This window comes from Synechococcus sp. A15-44, from assembly GCF_014280115.1.
Lineage (GTDB): Bacteria > Cyanobacteriota > Cyanobacteriia > PCC-6307 > Cyanobiaceae > Parasynechococcus.
Genome location: NZ_CP047938.1, coordinates 62,025 through 81,613 on the forward strand (window position 1 = coordinate 62,025; position 19,589 = coordinate 81,613).

The following is a 19,589-nucleotide window of genomic DNA, read 5'->3' on the forward strand; positions in this document are numbered from 1 at the left end:
GAAGTTGGGCCAATCTATGGGCGTTGCTCAGTCCTTGGCGTCCGCCTTGGACTTGCTTTTGGCCGCGGTCTTCTTGGCGGCGGGCTTTTTCTTGGCTTCAGCTTTGCTGTCATCCGCAGCCGGCGCCTTTTCGGTGAGGGTGCTGTTTTCCTCGAGCCAGCCCATCAGACGGTCCTGCATCAGGTCATCCATCACGGCCTGGCGCAGGCGCTCGGGATCGATCTTGGCGTCGGCGGAGAGCTCTTTCTTCACCTCCTTGATCTTGGCGTCCAAATCCTTGTCGTCAAGCTTGATGTCCTCCGCTTCAGCCAGGGCGGTGAGGGCAAAACTGCGGCGCAGACGCTCTTCTGCCTCGGGGCGGGAGTTCTGCATCAGGTTGCGCACCAGGTCGGGCGTGAACAGCGACTTCACATCCATGCCCTGCTGGGCGAATTGGGCTGCGGTCTGCTCCAGCAGGTTGCGGCTTTCCTGTTGGATCAGGGCTTCCGGAAGCTCCACCTCCAGCTGCTCCACCAGGGCTGCGACGAGGGCATCGCGGCGGTTGCTGGTCTGACGGCGTTCGGCGTCGTCCTTGAGCCGCTGCTCCAGGTCTTTGCGCAGGTCCGCCAGGGTTTCCTGTTCGCTGGCCTGCTTGGCGAATTCGTCATCCAGTTCGGGCAGTTCGCGGGTCTTGAGGTCCTTCAGTTCGATCTCGAAGGCGGCCCTACGTCCGCGGGCGTCCTCCTTCGGGTAGTCGTCAGGGAACTGGCAGTCCACGGTTTTGGTCTCGCCGACCTTCATGCCGATGACCCCTTCGATGAAGCCGGGAATCATCCGGCCGTTTTCCAGGTCCACATCCATCGAATCGGCACTGCCGCCCTCGATCTCGCTGCGGTCATCGCTGTAGGTGCCCTTGAAGCCGAGCACAGCGATGTCGCCGTTCTTGGCGGCACGGCCTTCCACCGGCACGACCGTAGCCATCTGCTTGCGGGAGTCCTCAAGCATCGCGTCGACCCGGGAGGCGTCGTAGGCGACGGTTTCAAATTCCGCCTTCAGGCCCTTGGTGGTTTTCAGCTTCGGCGTCGGGGCGACGTCGGCTTCCAGGGTGAAGGTGAGTTCCTTGCCGGGCTCAAAGCTCTCCAGCAGGCCGTCGAAACCACTGCTCAGATCAGGCTGACTGATCGGTTCCAGCGATTCCTGCTGGATGGCGTCACGCCAGGCGTTATCAATCAGTTTTTCCAGAGCCGTGGCTTTGATCCGCACGCCACCCAGCTGCTGCACCAGCACCGTGCGCGGCACCTTGCCCTTGCGGAAGCCCGGCAGGTTGATGCTGCGGCTCAGGTTGGTGATGGCGTCTTCGTAACTCGTCTTGCAGCGCTCCCCAGGAACGGTGACCGTCACCGCCAGGCGGCTGCTAGGGCGGGCTTCGGTGGTCACCTTCAGGGCTGCAGCGCTCATGGGGGAAGGGAAAGGGCAGCCCAGCACTTTATGCAACGGGTGAATTCAGGCTGGATCGGTAAGCTGAACGCGTCGTTAGGCCGGCATCACGTTCTCTACGTAGTGATGTCGGATTTGAGAAACGACGGGTTTTCGTTCAGATCGTTCACTTCACCGCTTGTCTTCGACCCTTCCCAATCGCCCTCTCAACGTTGCAGTTCTCGGTGCCAGCGGTGCTGTTGGCCAGGAACTGCTGCTGCTGCTTGAAGAGCGCCGTTTTCCCGTTGGCGATCTGAAGCTGCTGGCGTCGGCCCGTTCGGCTGGCCAGACCCAAACCTGGAACGGCCGCACCCTCAAGGTGGAAGAGGTTTCGGCCCAATCCTTTGAAGGGGTCGACCTGGTGTTGGCGTCGGCCGGTGGTTCTGTTTCCAAGCAGTGGCGCGAGGCGATCACCTCCGCCGGTGCAGCGATGGTGGATAACTCCAGTGCCTTCCGGATGGAGGAGGGTGTGCCGCTGGTGGTGCCCGAGGTCAATCCCGATGCGGCCTTCGCCCACAAGGGCGTGATCGCCAATCCGAATTGCACCACGATCCTGCTCACCCTGGCCTTGGCTCCTTTGGCGGCCAAGCGGGCGATGCGCCGGGTGGTGGTGAGCACCTACCAATCCGCCAGTGGTGCAGGTTCCCGGGCCATGGAGGAGCTGAAAAACCTTTCGCAGACGGTGCTGGATGGCGGCACTCCGAAAGGTGAGGTGCTGCCTTACTCCCTGGCGTTCAACCTCTTTCTGCACAACTCTCCCCTGCAGGCCAACAGCTATTGCGAGGAGGAGATGAAGATGGTGAACGAGACCCGCAAGATCATGGGTCTGCCGGATCTGCGCTTCACCGCCACCTGCGTGCGGGTGCCCGTGCTGCGGGCCCATTCCGAAGCGGTGAACATCGAATTCGAGTCCCCTTTCCCGGTTGATGAGGCACGTGAGCTGCTCGCGGCTGCACCTGGTGTGGAGTTGATTGACGACCCGGCGGCGAACCGTTTCCCGATGCCGACGGATGTGACCGGTCGCGACCCGGTGGCGATCGGCCGGATCCGTCAGGACATCAGTGATGCCAATGCTCTGGAGCTCTGGCTGTGTGGGGACCAGATCCGCAAAGGAGCGGCGCTGAATGCTGTTCAGATCGCTGAACTCTTGATTCAGAAGTGATGACCCAGGCCGCCACCCTCTCGCCAACTCCCTTCGGCCGTGTGGTCACCGCGATGGTGACCCCCTTTGATGCCAGCGGTGCTGTGGATCTCAGCGTTGCCGCAAACCTGGCCCGGCACCTCGTGGATCAGGGATCCGATGGATTGCTGGTGTGCGGCACCACCGGTGAATCGCCGACCCTCAGCTGGAACGAGCAGTTGCAACTGCTGCAGGCCGTTCGTGATGCCGTGGGCAGTGACGCCAAGGTGTTGGCTGGTACGGGCAGCAATTCCACAGCGGAAGCGGTGGAGGCCACCAGGGAAGCGGCGGCGGCCGGCGCCGATGGCGCTCTTGTTGTGGTGCCCTATTACAACAAGCCTCCCCAGGAGGGTCTGGAGGCCCATTTCCGGGCCATCGCTGAAGCGGCACCTGAGCTGCCGTTGATGCTCTACAACATCCCCGGCCGCACCGGCTGCAGCATCGCCCCGGCCACGGTGGCCCGGCTGATGGACTGCCCCAATGTGGTGAGTTTCAAGGCCGCCAGCGGCACCACGGAAGAGGTCACGGCCTTGCGGCTGGCTTGCGGTCCGCAGTTGGCGATTTACAGCGGTGACGACGGCCTCACCCTGCCGATGCTTGCGGTGGGTGCCGTGGGCGTCGTGAGTGTGGGCAGCCATGTGGCGGGCCCTGAGATCCGCGCCATGATCGAGGCCTATCTGAACGGCGATGGTGCCTCCGCACTCGCCCTGCACGACGCGTTGATTCCCCTGTTCAAGGCCCTGTTCGCCACCACCAATCCGATTCCCGTCAAGGCTGCCCTGGAACTCAATGGCTGGTCTGTCGGTGCGCCCCGTCCGCCCCTGAGCCCCCTCTCTGACGACATGAAACGTTCGCTCTCCACCGCCATGGCCGCCCTCCGTCAGACCTAGCCCGGTCCGGCTTATCGGCTCACGCAACCCGTTCTTTTACACATCGTTTTCCATGGCCAACAACGCGCGATCCAGCAAGGGTCAGGAGCCCTGCCTTCGGGTGATTCCCCTGGGTGGTCTCCACGAGATCGGCAAGAACACCTGTGTGTTCGAGTACGGCGATGACCTGATGCTGGTGGATGCCGGTCTGGCCTTCCCCAGCGACGGCATGCACGGGGTGAATGTGGTGCTGCCCGACACCAGCTTTCTGCGCGAGAACCAGAAGCGGATCCGCGGCATGATCGTCACCCACGGTCATGAAGACCACATCGGTGGCATCGCCCATCACCTCAAGCACTTCAACATTCCGGTGATCTACGGGCCGCGGCTGGCCCTCTCGATGCTCACCGGCAAGATGGATGAGGCCGGTGTTCGCGATCGCACCACCCTGCAGACCGTCGGTCCGCGCGATGTGGTGAAGGTGGGTCAGCACTTCTCAGTGGAGTTCATCCGCAACACCCACTCGATGGCCGACAGCTTCTCGCTGGCCATCTCCACACCAGTGGGGACCGTGATTTTCACGGGTGACTTCAAGTTCGACCACACCCCGGTCGACGGCGAAAACTTCGACATGGCCCGCCTGGCTCACCACGGTGACAAGGGCGTCCTCTGTCTGTTCAGCGATTCCACCAACTCCGAGGTTCCTGGCTTCTGCCCGCCGGAGCGCTCAGTCTTCCCCAACCTGGATCGCCACATCGCCAATGCCGAAGGGCGAGTGATTGTCACCACCTTCGCCAGCTCGATTCATCGCGTCTCGATGATTCTGGAGCTGGCCCTGAAGAACGGCCGCAAGGTGGGGCTGCTGGGCCGCTCGATGCTCAACGTGATCGCCAAGGCGCGGGAACTGGGCTACATGCGCGCGCCGGATGAACTGTTTGTGCCGATCAAGCAGATCAACGATGTGCCCGATCGCGAAACCCTGCTGCTGATGACCGGGAGCCAAGGTGAGCCGCTGGCTGCCCTGAGCCGCATTTCTCGCGGTGAGCATCCCCAGGTGAAGGTGAAGACCACCGACACGATCATCTTCTCGGCCAGCCCGATCCCAGGAAACACGATTTCCGTGGTCAACACCATCGACAAGCTGATGATGCTTGGCGCCAAGGTCGTTTACGGGAAGGGCGAAGGTATCCATGTTTCCGGCCATGGCTTCCAGGAAGACCAGAAACTGATGCTGGCCCTCACCCGGCCCAAGTTCTTCGTGCCGGTGCACGGTGAGCACCGGATGCTGGTGCAGCACTCCCGCACCGGCCATGCGATGGGGGTTCCGGTCGACAACACTCTGATCATCGACAACGGTGATGTGGTGGAGCTCACCCCGGATTCGATCCGCAAAGGCAATGCCGTGAAGGCGGGCATCGAGCTGCTGGATCAATCCCGCAACGGCATCGTTGATGCCCGGGTGCTGAAGGAACGCCAGCAGCTGGCGGAAGACGGCGTGGTGACGATCCTCGCTGCCATCAGCACCGATGGCGCCATGGTGGCTCCGCCGCGGGTGAACCTGCGGGGTGTGGTCACGACAGCTGATGCCCGCAAGATGTCGTTGTGGGTGGAGCGCGAAATCAAGTGGGTGCTTGAAAACCGCTGGAAGCAGCTCTGCCGCAACACAGGTGGCAAGGCACCGGAGGTGGACTGGATGGGTGTGCAGCGTGAAGTGGAGGTGGGCCTTGGCCGCCGGATGCGCCGTGAACTGCAGGTGGAGCCGCTGATCCTCTGTCTGGTGCAGCCGGCCCCTGGCGGCACACCGGTCTACAAGGGCCGTGCCGATGCTGAGCCCGATGACCGTCCGGCTCCTCGCGGTCGCGCTGGCCGTGGCGGTGGCTCTCCCTATGGCCGTCGCAACGGCGGTGGCGGTGGCACTCCCGCTCCAGTGCGGAACAACCAGGGCAACGGCCGGTCTGGCTCGGCAACCCCAGCCCCCGTGCGTGCCGCGGCCGCAACCGCAGTGGTGGAGAAAGTGGCTCCTCAACCGGTGGCTGAAAAGGCAGCCCCTGCTTCCCCGGAGCCGGAGATGCCTGCAGGCCGCACCCGTCGTCGTCGTTCAGCGGCCAGCTGATCGGACGAAGACCCCTTTGATCCTGTTCATCAGCCCCATCGGCTCTCCGGAGTCGGTGGGGTTTTTGATGTCGGGCTGGAGTTGAACGCGGAGCCATGAGTTCTCTAAGAGATCTTTGGCAGCAGGCTCCTGGGGTTGGGACGCTGGCTCGACGGTGTCGTGGGGTGGTTCTTCTGCAGTGGGTTCTGGTCCCTGCTTCTCCACGTCTGCATTGGCTTCCGGGTTGACCGTTGGCTCTGGGCTTGGGACGGGATCCGGCACAGGAGCAGCAGTGGGAGAGGGATTCGGAGTCGGCATGGCCCGGGGTTCCTCATCACTGGACAACCACGGCATTGGGGTGACCACATCAGTCGCTGCTGGCCTGGCTTGATCGGAATCCGTGTTCAGGAAGGGATCCTTCAGCAGGTCTGGGATGGTGCCAGTGGTTGCGGGCGTCGACCCTGCTTCGCTGGCGATGTTTTTTGATCGGCAGCGAAGCAGCCCTTGTTCCGCCAGTGCTGCGATGGTCGCGTCCACGTCACCCTGCAGCACCCGTTCGTAGGAGATGGCGGCTTGCTCCGGTTGCTGGAGCCCATGCAGCTGGATGTGACCCAGCAGCAACGACACCACCGCTCGCCAGCCCAAGACCAGGCTGGGCTCGTGGTCGTTGGATGCGCTTTGGAGTTGATCCCACAACGCTGAAGCGAGGGCGTGGGCCTCGGCGTAGTCCCCGAGTCCATAGGCCCGTTCCGCGGCTTGGTAGTGCTGCTCGAAATCGGCGTCCACGCGTTGGGGGCCAGTCCCCCAGTTGTAGACCGTTAGTCGGGGTCGTGCGGTGATGCGGTGCCTTGGGCGGTGTGACGCTCTTCACCTCCCAGTCCGAATCCGGCGTGCACGACCTGGAGTGCCTGAACGCCGGCTTCTTCGGCCACCACACAGCTGGTCCTGATTTCGCTGGTGGCGATCAGGCCGATGTTGATGCCTGCATCCGCCAGCGCACGGAACATGCGCCCCGCTGTGCCGGGCGTTGCCGGCATCCCCGCTCCCACAGCACTCACCCGGGCAATGGCCTCACCATCCTCGAGAGCTGCGCCGGGCCACTGGGCCAGCAGGGGTGCCAGGGCCACATCGGCGCGGGCACGGTCGTCCTTGCGCAGGATGAAGGTGATGTCCCGCGATCCGTCGCTGTGTTGCCGTTCCGATTGAACGATCGCATCGAGGCTGATGCTGTTGTCCGCCAGGGCTGAACACAGCGCCGCTGCGGTGCCGGGTCGATCGGGCACGTGGCGAACACTCAGTTGCACCTGGTCGCGGTCGAGGGCGACGCCGCGCACTTCCGGTTCGCCGCTGCCGTTGTCGGTGGGATTGATGCGGATTTGCGAGTCCTCCAGGTCGAAGGCTTCCTGCACGGCTTGAACCGCCTTGTTGCCGGCGCCGGAGTCGATCACGCAGCTCACCTTCACCTCACTGGTGGCGATCAGGCGCAGGTTGATGCCCTGCTGACAAAGGCAGTTGAACAGGCCGGCGGCAATGCCAGGGCGCCCCATGATTCCGGCCCCGCTGATGCTGAGCTTCGTCAGCCCTGCTTCGGACGCCAGATCGCCGCCCAGTTGATCCAGAACCGTCTGGCTTACAGCGCGGGCCAGCTCGAGATCCGCTTCGGCCACCGTGAAGGTGATGTCGTTGCTGTTGCCCTCATGGGTGGCCTGAATGATCAGGTCCACATTGATTCCCCCTTCCGAGAGGGTTTCAAACAGGCGTGCGGCAATCCCAGGCTGATCGGGAATGTGGGAGAGGGCGACCACGGCCTGTCCGTCCACTTCCTCCATCCCATCCACAGGACTGCCGAGCTCCAGGCCACTACTGCTGATCGGACGGGCTGAACGGCTGGTGATCCGGGTGCCGGTGGCATCGCTCCAACTGGAGCGCACTACAAGGTTCACGCCGTAGTTGCGGGCGATCTCAACGGCCCTGGGATGCAGCACGGAGGCGCCAAGGCTGGCGAGTTCCAGCATTTCGTCGCAGCTGATCGTCTCCATCAGCTGGGCATCGGAGACCTTGCGCGGATCGGTGCTGAGCACACCCGGAACGTCGGTGTAGATCTCGCAGGCATCGGCACCCAGGGCCGCCGCAAGGGCGACAGCGGAGGTGTCGGAGCCTCCGCGCCCGAGGGTGGTGATTTCGTTGAGGCCATCGCTGCTGGTGCTGGTGCCCTGGAAACCAGCAACCACCACCACCTGGCCAGCCGTGAGGCGGTTGCGGATTCGGTCGGTGCGAATCCCGAGGATCCGTGCCCGGCCATGGGTGGATTCCGTGGCGATGCCCACCTGTGGACCGGTCATCGACGTCGCACTGACCCCCTGGGCGTTCAAGGCCATCGCCAGCAAGGCGATCGACACCTGTTCGCCACTGGCCAGCAGCATGTCCATCTCCCGCTGGGTGGGGGCGGAGGTGATGGCGTTGGCCAGACCCGTCAATTCATCGGTGGTGTGGCCCATGGCGGAGACCACCACAACCACGTCGTGCCCCTCCTCACGGCAACGTCCGATCCGATCAGCCACCGCTTTGATGCGTTCCACGCTGCCGACGGAGGTGCCCCCGAATTTCTGCACCAGGAGGGCCATGGACCGGGCTTCAGCAACGCTGGATTTTCTCACCTGGCGGGCAGCGATCAGCCCAGCAGGCCGTCGCGGAAGGCATCGCCCGGCTGGGCGCCGCGTTTCAGCCGTGCCTCCACCTCCAGTAAGCGGCCGAGCAGCGAGAGAAAGCGCTTGGGCGGGCGGCCCTGCAGCTGCTTGCGCATCACGTAGATGCGTTTGGGGTTGCCGATCCCAGCGGCCTTGGCGATCACTGCCACATCCCGTTCCCCCTGCTGTTCCAGCAGGCTCACCCAGAGCCAGCCGCGGATCTGACCGGTGAGGGTGGCCACGATGCGCAGGGCTGGTTCTCCGGCTTCGATCAGGGCATCCCAGCGGGCGATCGCTTCGCCGGGGTTGCCCTCCAGCAGGGTATCGCCCACGGCCAGGGCGTTGGTGGAGCGTCCCCCCACCAGCTCCTGCACCCGTGCAGCGGAAATGCTGGTGCTCCGCAGGGACAGCTTGCGCAGTTCCGATTCCAGTCGGGCGCTGTCGGTGCCGATGGCCTCCACCAGGGCATCGATGGCATCCGGCTCAACCTTCAGGCCCAGGGCTTCGGCGGTGCGTTGCACCAGCTGGCGTTGGCCGTTGCCATCCCAGGCGGCCGGCAGCGGGAAGCTCTGTTCGTGATCGAGCCCGTTTTTGATCCGCTTCTGCAGGGTTTTCGTGGTGCGCAGGCGACCATCGGGTTTGGCTGGGTTCACCAGCACCAGGTGGCTGCTGTCGGGGATGAGCTCAAGGGCGGCCTCAAACCGGTCAGCCAGCTCACTGGGGCAGCCATTGCAGAACGGACTGCGCTGCAGCAGCACCAGCCGTTCGCCCGTGGCGAAGGGAGGGGTGCGGGCCTCCTCGAGGGCCTGCAGGGCCTGACCTGCATCGACCCCATCCAGGCGGCTGAGGTTGAGGCTGCTCCAGCTGGGATCGACAACCTGGCTGATCAGGGCATCGATGGCCCGGTCCCGCGCAGCGGCGTCATCACCCCAGAGCAGATGGATCGGCATGGGTTGATGATGGCGTGGATGGCCCAAGACCACCCGATCTTCACCGAAAGCATCCGGCGGATCCGGGCGGCACTGGGGGACACGGGCCTGCCGCTGCTGCAACAGCAGGTGCTGGAACGGCTGGTGCACAGCAGCGGCGATCTCTCGTTGAGAACACTGCTGCGGTTCAGCGAGGGGGCCTGTGAGCAGGGTTTGGCAGCGCTGAAGCAGGGGGCGCCGATCCTGACGGACACTGCGATGGCGGCGGCGGCGGTGGCCCCGATGGCCCAACGCACCCTCGGCACTGCCGTGCACACGGTGCTGGAGTGGGCACCTGAGGTGGCGCCGGCGGGTTCAACGCGCACGGCGACAGGCATGGAAGAGGCCTGGCGCGCGCTCGCACTGGCGTCACCGGCTCCGGTGGTGCTGATCGGCAGTGCGCCCACTGCCCTTGAGGTGCTGTTGCAGCAGGTGGCCGCCGGTGCTCCAACCCCCAGCCTGGTGATCGGCATGCCGGTGGGTTTTGTGGGGGTGGCGGAAAGCAAGAAGCATCTGGCGGCCAGTGGCCTGGCGCAGATCCGTTTGGAGAGCAGCAGGGGTGGGGCGGGTCTGGTGGCCGCGGCGGTTAACGCTCTGCTTCGCGCTGCTGCAGCACCAGCTCCCCCCCCTTCCAGCTGAGTTGCCAGCCCCCGGCAAGATCGGCTGCACCGCCGGGGGCACCGCTTTCAAGTCGCCGGCTGAGCTCGTCCAGTTGGCTGGCCGGCAGGGCTGGCACCCCCTGCTGCTGCAGCCACTGCGCCAGCAGCAGCCGGCGGGTGGCTGAGTTCAACGCCCCCAGGCCGCGGCGGTCCAGGCCGGCAGCGGTTTGCAGAAGCTCCAGCGCCATCCGGCTGAGTTCCGTCTGACTGTCCCGCACCTGGGACACCCGTTCGGCCAGATCGCTGATCCGCTGACTGCAGCCCGGATGCAGTTCCTCGAGCACGGGCAGCACCTCATGGCGAATTCGGTTGCGGGCGAATTCGGGGGATTGGTTGCTGGGGTCCTCCCAGGTCGGCAGGGCCAGGTCCCGGCAGATCTGGAGGGTGTCGTGGCGCTGCAGGTGCAGCAGCGGCCGGCGCAGCCGGGGGCCTTCCGGGCTGAGGGGGCGGACGCTGGGCAGGGCCGCCAGGCCCGCCAGGTCGCTGCCGCGGGCCAGCTGCAGCAGCATCGTTTCGGCCCGGTCGCTGGCGGTGTGGCCCGTCACCACATCGGCGCCCGTTTGTCGGCCCCGTTGGGCCAGCCGTTCGTAACGCCATTGCCGGGCTTTGGCTTCGCTGGGCACCTCTCCCGGCGCTGCCTGGTCCACTTGCAGGGAGAGATGCCGCTGCTGGCACCAGCTGCTCAATTCCGAGGCGATTCGGCTGGAGTTGTCGTGCCAGCCGTGATCGCCGTGCCACAGGTTCAGGCCCCAGCCATGCAAGGGCGCCAGGTCCTGCAGCAACGCCAGCAGGGCCATGGAGTCCTGTCCGCCGGACACCGCCAGCAGCAGGGTGCAGCCCTGGGGCAGTAGCTGCGGCTGCATCAGCAGGCGCCGGTGCAGGCGGTCATGCCAGGACGTCCAGCCCAAAAAGAAGGGGTGCGTTTCCCCCACGGTGTGAGAATCAGGGCATCGCTGTCCAGTCCCCCATGACCCGTCTTCAGCAGCTGCCCGTTTCTCTGCAGCGCAGCCTTGAGCAGCGCTCTGCGCTCAAGCTGATCGCTGGCCTGATGAATTTCGATGCCGCCAGTGTGGAGCGGGTCGCCAGTGCCGCTGGGCGTGGCGGTGCTGATCTGATCGACGTGGCCTGCGACCCCGCCCTGGTGCGTCTGGCGATCGAGGCCTCCGGTGGCGTGCCCGTGTGCGTGTCGTCGGTGGAGCCTGAGCAGTTCCCCGCGGCGGTGGAAGCCGGTGCGCTGATGGTGGAGATCGGCAACTACGACGCCTTCTATCCCCAGGGCCGGATCTTTGATGCGGCTGAAGTGCTGGAGCTCACCCGCCGCACCCGCCAACTGCTGCCCAACGTTGTGTTGAGCGTCACTGTGCCCCACGTTTTGCCGATGGATGAGCAGGAGCAGCTGGCCATCGATCTGGTGGCTGCCGGTGCAGACCTGATCCAGACCGAGGGCGGCACCAGTGCCAAGCCCTTCAGTGCTGGGCACCTGGGCCTGATCGAGAAGGCTGCCCCCACCCTGGCGGCGGCCCACAGCATCAGCCGCGTCGTCGATGTGCCCGTTCTCTGTGCTTCGGGTCTGTCGGCGGTGACTCTGCCGATGGCCATCGCTGCCGGTGCGGCCGGCGTGGGCGTCGGTTCAGCCGTGAACCGCCTGCAGGATGAGCTGGCGATGGTGGCCGTTGTTCGTGGTCTGCGTGATGCCCTCGGCAGCGCTGTCACGACCCGCGTCTGAACCTGAATCTCCGCTGAGCGGAGGCCTCTTCCCCTTCATGGTGTGAAGAGTGCTCCGCTCGCTCGCGGGAGCAACAGCTCTCGTGTGAAAATCGACCCCTGACTTCCAGTTCCATGCAGTTCATCAACACGCTGACCGTTCTGGCCCTGGTGGTGGCGTCCTTCGCTTTGATCGTTGCTGTGCCGGTGCTGTACGCCTCCAGCGAAGACAGCGGCCGCTCCAACCGTTTGATCTTGCTGGGCAGTGCTGTGTGGGTGGCCCTGGTGCTGCTCAACTGGGGTGTGAGCTTCTTCGTCGTCTGAGCTCAGCCTCAGGCAGAACCTGGCGGGTGCCACGATGGCTGAGATTCAGTCGGCACCTTCCCAATGGCCACGTTTGAAGGACGTTTTTCTGACGCAGCTGAGCTGCGTGTTGGCATCGTCGTGGCCCGTTTCAACGATCTGGTCACCGCCAAGCTGCTGAGCGGCTGTCTTGACTGTCTCAAGCGCCACGGCGTGGATGTGTCGGAGACCAGCTCCCAGCTGGATGTGGCCTGGGTGCCGGGTTCGTTCGAACTTCCGATCGTGGCCCAGCAGATGGCCCGCTCCGGTCAGTACCAGGTGCTGATCACCCTTGGGGCGGTGATCCGCGGCGATACGCCCCATTTCGATGTGGTGGTGGCGGAGGCCAGCAAGGGCGTTGCAGCGGTGGCGCGCGATACGTCCGTGCCTGTGATCTTCGGTGTGTTGACCACCGACACGATGCAGCAGGCGCTGGAGCGGGCTGGCATCAAGAGCAACCTGGGCTGGAGCTACGGCCTGGAAGCTCTGGAGATGGGAAGCCTGATGAAGGCCCTGCCCTAGGCCTTCTTCGAAGGGGCGCTTGTACTGCTGCGTTGCTCCAGAAGTTTCAGAAAACGGGTGCCGCGAAAGGTGCGTGTCCAGATGCTGCGGTTGTTGCTGATGTCATCGGGATGCATCGTCTTGATCCGCTTGTTGATGGGGTCTTCGCCAATTTCGGCTCGGGCGGCTCTGATCAGATCGTGAATGCCGCAGCGCTCAATGAACGCCTGAAGCGAATCGCGGTAGGCCTGTGGTGGCTGACGGCTGGGCCCGAAGAGGTTGCTCGCCAACTGGCGTGACTCCAGGCTTTCCTTCGGCAGCAGGTAGCCCATGCGATTGGGCTTAAACGGGATCTCCTGTTTGTTCACATCCGGGTGTAGCAACTTGGAGGCGTACTCCAATTCTGAGCGGGTGTGCCGGTGAATCACCCAGCTGGTATTAGTTGTATTGATAGAAGCCTTGACACCACGTTTCCTGAGCCGCCGAAGCCCGTTTACGGCTGTGCTGTTGACGTTTATTCCGTCGCTGCTCATATGCAGGATCTCAGGCTCGCCAAGCACCCAGGGCACGTGAGCACCCAGGTCGGTGACAGCAATGCCATAGCGAAACAAACTTTTGAATTGATCAGTGAGTCTCAAGTGGGTGTTCGACAGGTCCAGGCAGTTGTCGAAGAGGTTGGCGCCATGGCAATGCAGCCAATTGGATGAGATCACATCTGCTTTTGAATGGGCGGACAGAAACTCCCGGATAGTTGTGGAGAAGGGATAGGCGACCCACGATTCATCCACATCCACAACCATGCAATGGGACGAGGTGCTGGTGCGTGATGCCACCTCGTAGAGACGTGTGTAAGAGCCCCTTTGCTGGTCCTGTTGATGCTCTGGATCGGTATTGATCAGGTGAACCTGGGGGAAGTGCGCGCGTATCGCCTCAACGATCGGGCCGGTGGCACCGGAATAGTCGTTGTTGAGGCCGATGAACAGATTGGTGAATCCCTGATAGATGTAATGGTGGATAAATTCGGCGATGTAGGGCCCTTCGTTGGAGGCGACACTGATCACATCGCAGCTGTTCGCTTCGATGTCGGAGCGTTTCAAGAGCCGTTTTTGGGCTTCTAGATTGATCGCCTTTCGCCGTGAAATCTGTTTGGCTTCATTGGCGTAATTCCGTAGAAGCTCATCGAAAGCGCTGCGCTCTTCGTCATTCAGTCTGTTGTCTACGTTGGTGAGAATCTTGTCCAGCAGCTTGGGATCTCCTTCAGCACGCTGGTGGGCGTAATCCAGGGTCGTGCGCAGCAGTTGTGTCCTGGATTTTTTGCCGGTGTAGCTGAAGATCAACGAGGAAATGGCCTCAATTGATTTAGGCTCAAGTTCGAGCAGCTGCTCGGCGCACTTCCGGCAGAGTTGACGGGTGTCGGGATGGCGGAGTTGACGGGTAAGCCGACGCAGTCGCTGTGGGTTGCTGCGGTAGTTCGCTACTGCGGAATCGATCTGCACGCTGAAGTCTTGGTCTGCCTTCACGCGGCATCGATGTAGAAGTAGCAATTAAAGCCCCGCTGTGTGGCAACGACCAAGACAGTGATCAGGCCGCCAATTGATCCAGCACCTGGCGGGCCCGCTGCACCACGGGCTTAGGCACGCCGGCGAGTCTTGCCGCTTCGATGCCGTAGCTGCGGCTGGCGCCGCCGGCCTGTACCTGGTGGAGGAAGACCAGATCCTCACCGGTTTCCTCTACCAGCACCTGGAAGTTGGCCACGTTGTCGCGTTCCGAGGCCAGGTTGTTGAGCTCGTGATAATGGGTCGCGAACACCGTGCGGCTGCCCAGGTCGCCGGCCAGGTGCTCGCTCACGGCCCACGCGATCGAGAGGCCATCGAAGGTGGCGGTGCCCCGCCCGATCTCATCGAGCAGCACCAGGGAACGATCGCTGGCGTGGTGAAGGATGTTGGCGGTTTCGGCCATCTCCACCATGAAGGTGGACTGGCCGGCGGCCAGATCATCCACGGCACCCACCCGGGTGAAGATCCGATCGGCGATGCCGACGGTGGCGGATCGGGCCGGCACCCAGCTGCCGATCTGAGCCATCAACTGGATCAGGCCGATCTGGCGTAAGTAGCAGCTCTTGCCACTGGCGTTGGGGCCTGTGAGCACCACCAGATCGGTGCCCTCACCGAGATGCACATCATTGGGGGTGAAGGAGGTTTCCACCAGCCGTTGCTCCACCACCGGATGGCGGCTGGCCTCCAGCCGTAACCCCCGGCCGTCGGTGATGGTTGGTGCGCAATAGCCACCGCTGGCGGCCACATCGGCCAGGCCGGTGAGGGCATCGAGGCCAGCAACGGCGCGGGCCGCCTGGCGGATCGGGGCGGCCATGGCCCCCACCTGCTCGCGCAGCTGGCAGAACAGCTCGTATTCCCGCTGGCAAGCCCGGGCCCGCAGCTGGAAGATGCGGCCCTCTCGCTCCTTGAGATCAGGGGTGATGAAGCGTTCCTCGTTGGCCAGGGTCTGGCGCCGGATCCAGTGGCTCGGCACGGTGGTGGCCTTGGCTTTGCTCACCGCTAGGAAATAGCCGAAGGTGCGGTGGTGCTGCAGTTTCAGGGTGCTGATGCTGCTGCGTTGGCGTTCCTGCTGCTCCTGGTGGCTGAGCCAGGCGTCCTGATCGTCCAGCTGGTTGCGCAGCCCATCCAGCAGCGGATCGACGCCGTCATGGATCAGGTCGCCCTCGGAGAGGGAGAGCGGTGGGGCCTCCACCAGCTTGTGGCGAATCGTTTGGGCCAGCTCCGCCAGGGCTGGATCGGGGCTGAGCAACTGCTGCAACCACTCCGGCCCTGCGCTGATCGCAGAGTCCAGCCGGGCGGTGAGCTGGGGCAACCGTTCCAATCCATCGGCGATGGCCACCAGATCACGGGCACCGGCATGGCCCGCGCCGGCCCGGCCGGCCAGCCGTTCCAGGTCGCCCATCGGCCGCAGCAGCTGGCGGATGGCCAGCCTCAGGCTGCGTTCATCCACCAGGTTGCTGACCAGATCCTGGCGCTGCTCAATCGCCTGCTGGTCCATCAAGGGTGCTTCCAACCAGCGGCGCAGGCAACGGCCGCCCATGGCGGTGAGGGTGCGATCGATCGCCCAGAGCAACGACCCCTGCAACTGGTTGTCGCGCTGGGTGGCGGTGAGCTCGAGGTTGCGGCGGGTCTGGGCATCCAGCACCAGGGCATCGCCTCGGTGCACGATCGTTGGCACCTCCAGGGGGATGCGGCTGTCCTCTTCCAGGGGCTGCGTCTCCTGCAGGTAGCGCAGCAGGCCGCCGAGGGCCTGCAGGGCCAGGGGGTAGGCCATCGAGGCTGCTGAGGCCGTAGTGCTGCAGCAGGGTGCGCTCCGCCTCCACTGGGCTGAAGGGGGTGCTGGCCATCGCCGTCAGCCGCAACCGATCCGGGCACCAGGCCGGCCGGTCGGCGTCGTAGGCCGCGGCCCAGAGCAGTTCGGACGCCTCCTGCTGGGCCAGCTGCTGGTGCAGGGCGCTGCTCTCCTCCCGCTGCATCACCTGCACCTCGCCGGTGCTCACATCGGCGCTGGCCAGGCCCCAGCGCAGCGGTTGTTTCCCCTGGGCCGGCTCCACCACCACTGCCGCCAGCCAGTTGTTGCGACGGGCGCTGAGCATGCCCTCCTCCAACACGGTGCCGGGGGTCAGCACCCGGGTGATGTCTCGCTTGAGCAGGGCACCTTTGGTGGGGGTGGTTTCGAGTTGATCACAGAGGGCCACGCTGTAGCCCTGCTTGATCAGTTCGGCGCAGTAGCGCTCGGCGGCATGGTGAGGGATGCCCGCCATCGGCACCCGGCCGATGGCCTTACCGCCCTCCTTGCCGGTGAGGGTGAGCTCGAGAACCCGGGAGAGTTCGATCGCGTCTTCGAAGAAGCACTCGAAGAAGTCGCCCAGGCGGTAGAGCAGCACCCGTTCGGGATGGGCTCCTTTCAGCTCCACGTAGTGGCGCAGCATCGGTGTGAGCTGCAGGGGATCCAGCAGGCTGTGGTGGGCCCAGGCCGGTTCGTCGCTGCTGGGTTCTGAATCGTTTGCAGCCTGGGCTTCGCTGCTGGCCTCGCTTGCTGTGGCCTGGCGCCTTCGGGGCCGGGCGGCGGCATCGGCTCCAAGCTCGTCGTCGCTGAGATCGTGGCTGGCGGCCTCCGGTTCGCTGCTGGGCGAAGTCGGTGCGGCCGACTCAGGCGCCCCGAACAAATTGCCCTGCAGGGCGTCGTCAGGGGACTGGGACGCGGACCGGGGCATCGGCTGATCTGACGGATCCGGATCGTACCGGGCCTGACCGGAATGAGATGCCTCAGCGGCGTAGCACCATCAGCTGCTGGGGGTTCGCATCCTGGAAGCCCAGTTGCCGGTAGAAGCCGGCACTCTTGGTGGTCATCAGATACACCCGTTCCACGCCCACCACCGGCGGGGTGTGCAGCAGTTCTTCGATCACCCGGCGGCCGAGGCCGTGGCCCTGCAGATCGCCGGCCACCACGATGTCCCAGAGCACGGCTCGGCTGAAGCCATCGGAGGTGGCCCGGCCGAAGCCCACCAGCCGCTTGCCGCGCCAGAGGCTCACCACGGCATCGCTACCGGCCAGCAACCTCCGCAGCTGATCAAAGCTGCGGCCGCGGGCCCAGAAGGCGTGGCGATCGAACAGCCGTTGCAGCTTGAGCAGGGCCCGACTGGGGCGCAGATCCGGCCCGAGGCCCAGCCAACGCAGGCCGGGGGCACCGGGGGCATGGTGAACCAGCCGGATCGGGGTCACGGGTTGGGGAGCCGCAGCACTTCATCTTGCTCCCCGGCGATAATTGACGGCCGCCGTCTGGCCCCGCACCCATGCCCGCCTACGACCTCACGGCTCCGTATTCGCCGAAGGGTGATCAGCCGACGGCGATCAAGCAGCTGGTGGCAGGGGTGAACAGCGGCGAGCGCTATCAGACGCTGCTGGGGGCGACGGGCACGGGCAAGACGTTCACGATGGCCAACGTGATCGCCCAGACCGGCCGGCCTGCGCTGGTGCTGGCCCACAACAAAACCCTGGCGGCCCAGCTCTGCAACGAGCTGCGGGAGTTCTTCCCGGAGAACGCCGTTGAGTACTTCATTTCCTATTACGACTACTACCAACCGGAGGCCTACGTACCGGTCAGCGACACCTACATCGCCAAGACGGCGTCGATCAACGAGGAGATCGACATGCTGCGTCACTCGGCGACGCGCTCGCTGTTTGAACGGCGCGACGTGATCGTGGTGGCCTCGATCAGCTGCATTTACGGCCTGGGGATTCCGAGTGAATACCTCAAGGCGGCGGTGAAGTTCGAGGTGGGCGAGACCCTCAACATCCGCAGCCAGCTGCGGGAGTTGGTGAACAACCAGTACAGCCGCAACGACACCGAAATCGCCCGCGGCCGTTTCCGGATGAAGGGAGATGTGCTGGAGATCGGCCCCGCCTACGAGGATCGGTTGGTGCGGATCGAGCTGTTCGGCGACGAGGTGGAGGCGATCCGCTACGTCGATCCCACCACCGGCGAGATCCTGCAGAGCATGGATGCGGTGAACATCTACCCGGCCAAGCACTTCGTCACCCCGAAAGACCGGCTGGATTCCGCCATCAGCGCTATCCGCTCGGAGCTGCGGGAGCGGCTGGATGTGCTCAACGGCGAAGGCAAGTTGCTGGAGGCCCAGAGGCTGGAGCAGCGCACCAAGTACGACCTGGAGATGTTGGGCCAGGTGGGCTACTGCAATGGGGTCGAGAACTACGCCCGCCATCTGGCCGGCCGCGAAGAGGGCACGCCGCCGGAGTGCCTGATTGACTATTTCCCGGACGACTGGCTGTTGATCGTGGACGAGAGCCACGTCACCTGTTCGCAGCTGCAGGCGATGTACAACGGTGACCAAGCCCGTAAGAAGGTGCTGATCGAGCACGGCTTCCGCCTGCCCAGCGCAGCGGACAACCGGCCGTTGAAGGGGGCCGAGTTCTGGGAGAAGGCGCGGCAAACAGTGTTCGTCTCCGCCACCCCGGGGGATTGGGAGATGGAGGTGAGCGGCGGGGAGGTGGCTGAGCAGGTGATTCGCCCCACCGGGGTGCTCGATCCGGTGGTGGAGGTGCGGCCCACCACGGGCCAAGTGGACGATCTGCTGGGGGAAATCCGTGACCGGGCAGCCAAGAACCAGCGGGTGCTGGTCACCACGCTCACCAAGCGGATGGCGGAAGACCTCACCGATTACCTGGCAGAGAACGAGGTGCGGGTGCGCTACCTCCACTCGGAGATCCATTCGATCGAGCGGATCGAGATCATCCAGGATCTGCGCCTGGGGGAATACGACGTGCTGGTGGGGGTGAACCTGCTGCGGGAGGGCCTCGACCTGCCGGAGGTGAGCCTGGTGGCGATCCTCGATGCCGACAAAGAAGGCTTCCTGCGGGCTGAGCGCTCCCTGATCCAGACCATTGGCCGGGCCGCCCGCCACGTGGAGGGGGTGGCGCTGCTCTATGCCGACAACATGACCGACTCGATGGCCAAGGCCATCTCCGAGACCGAACGACGCCGGGCGATTCAGCAGACCTACAACGAGAAGCACGGGGTGGTGCCTACGGCGGCGGGCAAGAAGGCCAGCAACTCGATCCTCAGCTTCCTGGAGTTGAGCCGCAAGCTGAAGCAAGACGGCCCGGACGCGGATCTGGTGGAGGTAGTAGGCAAGGCCGCTAAGGCCCTGGAGAACGATCCCGATACCGGCTTGGCGCTGGAGGCGCTGCCGGAGTTGATCGATCAGCTCGAAGCCAAGATGAAGGACGCGGCCAAGAAGCTCGACTTTGAGGAAGCCGCCAACCTGCGGGATCGGGTGAAGCAGCTGCGTCAGAAGATGGCCGGCTCCCGTTGAAATTCACGGTGGGAACCCTTGGCAATTGACCATTGGTCCCTCCGTAAGGCAGAGTCTCCAAGTCGTCAGGGACACGCCCGCGTCGACACCTGCGGATGTAGCTCAGTGGTAGAGCATCTCCTTGCCAAGGAGAGGGTCGAGAGTTCGAATCTCTTCATCCGCTTGATTCAGAACCCAGTCCAGAAGGGCCTTTTGCGAGTGAGCCTCCATTAGGCTGCACCCGATTCGGTTGCCGCTTTC

The 19,589-nt window shown here is 64.3% G+C and carries 15 protein-coding genes, 1 tRNA gene and 1 pseudogene; 9 read left to right on the forward strand and 8 right to left on the reverse strand.

The window, feature by feature from the left end:
• Nucleotides 1-27 precede the first annotated feature (27 nt).
• Entirely contained in the window at nucleotides 28-1,437 is a 1,410-nt protein-coding gene (gene tig / locus SynA1544_RS00335; RefSeq protein ID WP_186514414.1) for a trigger factor, read from the reverse strand.
• 157 nt (nucleotides 1,438-1,594) lie between these two features.
• Here tig and SynA1544_RS00340 point away from each other — a divergent pair, with 157 nt between their 5' ends.
• From SynA1544_RS00340 to SynA1544_RS00350, 3 genes are read left to right on the forward strand one after another with little or no spacing between them, the layout of a single operon-like run.
• Nucleotides 1,595-2,617: an aspartate-semialdehyde dehydrogenase gene (locus SynA1544_RS00340; RefSeq protein WP_186514415.1), complete on the forward strand. Its 1,023-nt coding sequence runs from the start codon at nucleotides 1,595-1,597 to the stop codon at nucleotides 2,615-2,617.
• A complete protein-coding gene (gene dapA / locus SynA1544_RS00345) occupies nucleotides 2,617-3,525 on the forward strand; it encodes a 4-hydroxy-tetrahydrodipicolinate synthase (protein ID WP_186514416.1) in 909 nt (302 codons plus the stop codon). The genes SynA1544_RS00340 and dapA overlap by 1 nt, the downstream gene beginning before the upstream one ends.
• A 52-nt stretch (nucleotides 3,526-3,577) precedes the next feature.
• The gene (locus SynA1544_RS00350; protein ID WP_186514417.1) at nucleotides 3,578-5,617 is read left to right on the forward strand and encodes a ribonuclease J; all 2,040 of its coding nucleotides are present in this window, start codon (nucleotides 3,578-3,580) and stop codon (nucleotides 5,615-5,617) included.
• On the opposite strand, the gene SynA1544_RS00355 is transcribed toward SynA1544_RS00350, so the two are convergent.
• From SynA1544_RS00355 to holA, 3 genes are read right to left on the reverse strand one after another with little or no spacing between them, the layout of a single operon-like run.
• Entirely contained in the window at nucleotides 5,603-6,382 is a 780-nt protein-coding gene (locus tag SynA1544_RS00355) for a hypothetical protein (protein ID WP_186514418.1), read from the reverse strand. The genes SynA1544_RS00350 and SynA1544_RS00355 overlap by 15 nt on opposite strands.
• A gap of 32 nt (nucleotides 6,383-6,414) precedes the next feature.
• Entirely contained in the window at nucleotides 6,415-8,220 is a 1,806-nt protein-coding gene (locus SynA1544_RS00360; RefSeq protein WP_186514419.1) for an aspartate kinase, read from the reverse strand.
• Nucleotides 8,221-8,267: 47 nt separating this feature from the next.
• Complete coding sequence (gene holA / locus SynA1544_RS00365) at nucleotides 8,268-9,233, reverse strand: DNA polymerase III subunit delta (protein WP_186514420.1); 966 nt, start codon at nucleotides 9,231-9,233, stop codon at nucleotides 8,268-8,270.
• Nucleotides 9,234-9,242: 9 nt separating this feature from the next.
• Between holA and SynA1544_RS00370 the strand changes: the two genes are divergently transcribed.
• Entirely contained in the window at nucleotides 9,243-9,890 is a 648-nt protein-coding gene (locus SynA1544_RS00370; protein WP_186514421.1) for a precorrin-8X methylmutase, read from the forward strand.
• Here the strand turns inward: SynA1544_RS00370 and tilS are convergent.
• Nucleotides 9,838-10,842 (reverse strand): tRNA lysidine(34) synthetase TilS, encoded by a 1,005-nt coding sequence (gene tilS, locus SynA1544_RS00375; RefSeq protein ID WP_255477667.1) that lies wholly within the window; start codon nucleotides 10,840-10,842, stop codon nucleotides 9,838-9,840. The genes SynA1544_RS00370 and tilS overlap by 53 nt on opposite strands.
• Before the next feature lie 35 nt (nucleotides 10,843-10,877).
• Here tilS and SynA1544_RS00380 point away from each other — a divergent pair, with 35 nt between their 5' ends.
• The 3 genes from SynA1544_RS00380 (at nucleotide 10,878) to ribH (ending at nucleotide 12,478) form a co-directional block, all read left to right on the forward strand.
• On the forward strand, nucleotides 10,878-11,636 hold the full coding sequence (locus SynA1544_RS00380) for a DUF561 domain-containing protein (RefSeq protein ID WP_186514422.1): 759 nt from the start codon (nucleotides 10,878-10,880) through the stop codon (nucleotides 11,634-11,636).
• Nucleotides 11,637-11,749: 113 nt separating this feature from the next.
• Nucleotides 11,750-11,938, forward strand: a complete 189-nt coding sequence (gene psbZ, locus SynA1544_RS00385) for a photosystem II reaction center protein PsbZ (RefSeq protein ID WP_006850156.1) — start codon at nucleotides 11,750-11,752, stop codon at nucleotides 11,936-11,938.
• 63 nt (nucleotides 11,939-12,001) lie between these two features.
• On the forward strand, nucleotides 12,002-12,478 hold the full coding sequence (ribH, locus tag SynA1544_RS00390; protein ID WP_186514423.1) for a 6,7-dimethyl-8-ribityllumazine synthase: 477 nt from the start codon (nucleotides 12,002-12,004) through the stop codon (nucleotides 12,476-12,478).
• On the opposite strand, the gene SynA1544_RS00395 is transcribed toward ribH, so the two are convergent.
• From SynA1544_RS00395 to SynA1544_RS00405, 3 genes and pseudogenes are all read right to left on the reverse strand, one after another.
• Nucleotides 12,475-13,977: a glycosyltransferase family 2 protein gene (locus SynA1544_RS00395; RefSeq protein WP_186514424.1), complete on the reverse strand. Its 1,503-nt coding sequence runs from the start codon at nucleotides 13,975-13,977 to the stop codon at nucleotides 12,475-12,477. The two genes, ribH and SynA1544_RS00395, sit on opposite strands and share 4 nt — an antisense overlap.
• 61 nt (nucleotides 13,978-14,038) lie before the next feature.
• Nucleotides 14,039-16,730, reverse strand: a pseudogene (gene mutS / locus SynA1544_RS00400) (DNA mismatch repair protein MutS).
• Nucleotides 16,731-16,782: 52 nt separating this feature from the next.
• On the reverse strand, nucleotides 16,783-17,238 hold the full coding sequence (locus SynA1544_RS00405) for a GNAT family N-acetyltransferase (RefSeq protein WP_186514425.1): 456 nt from the start codon (nucleotides 17,236-17,238) through the stop codon (nucleotides 16,783-16,785).
• A 71-nt stretch (nucleotides 17,239-17,309) separates the two neighbouring features.
• On the opposite strand from SynA1544_RS00405, the gene uvrB reads away from it, so the two are divergent.
• Nucleotides 17,310-19,349: an excinuclease ABC subunit UvrB gene (gene uvrB, locus SynA1544_RS00410; RefSeq protein ID WP_186514426.1), complete on the forward strand. Its 2,040-nt coding sequence runs from the start codon at nucleotides 17,310-17,312 to the stop codon at nucleotides 19,347-19,349.
• A 91-nt stretch (nucleotides 19,350-19,440) separates the two neighbouring features.
• Nucleotides 19,441-19,512: transfer RNA gene (locus SynA1544_RS00415), tRNA-Gly, on the forward strand.
• Nucleotides 19,513-19,589 lie beyond the last annotated feature (77 nt).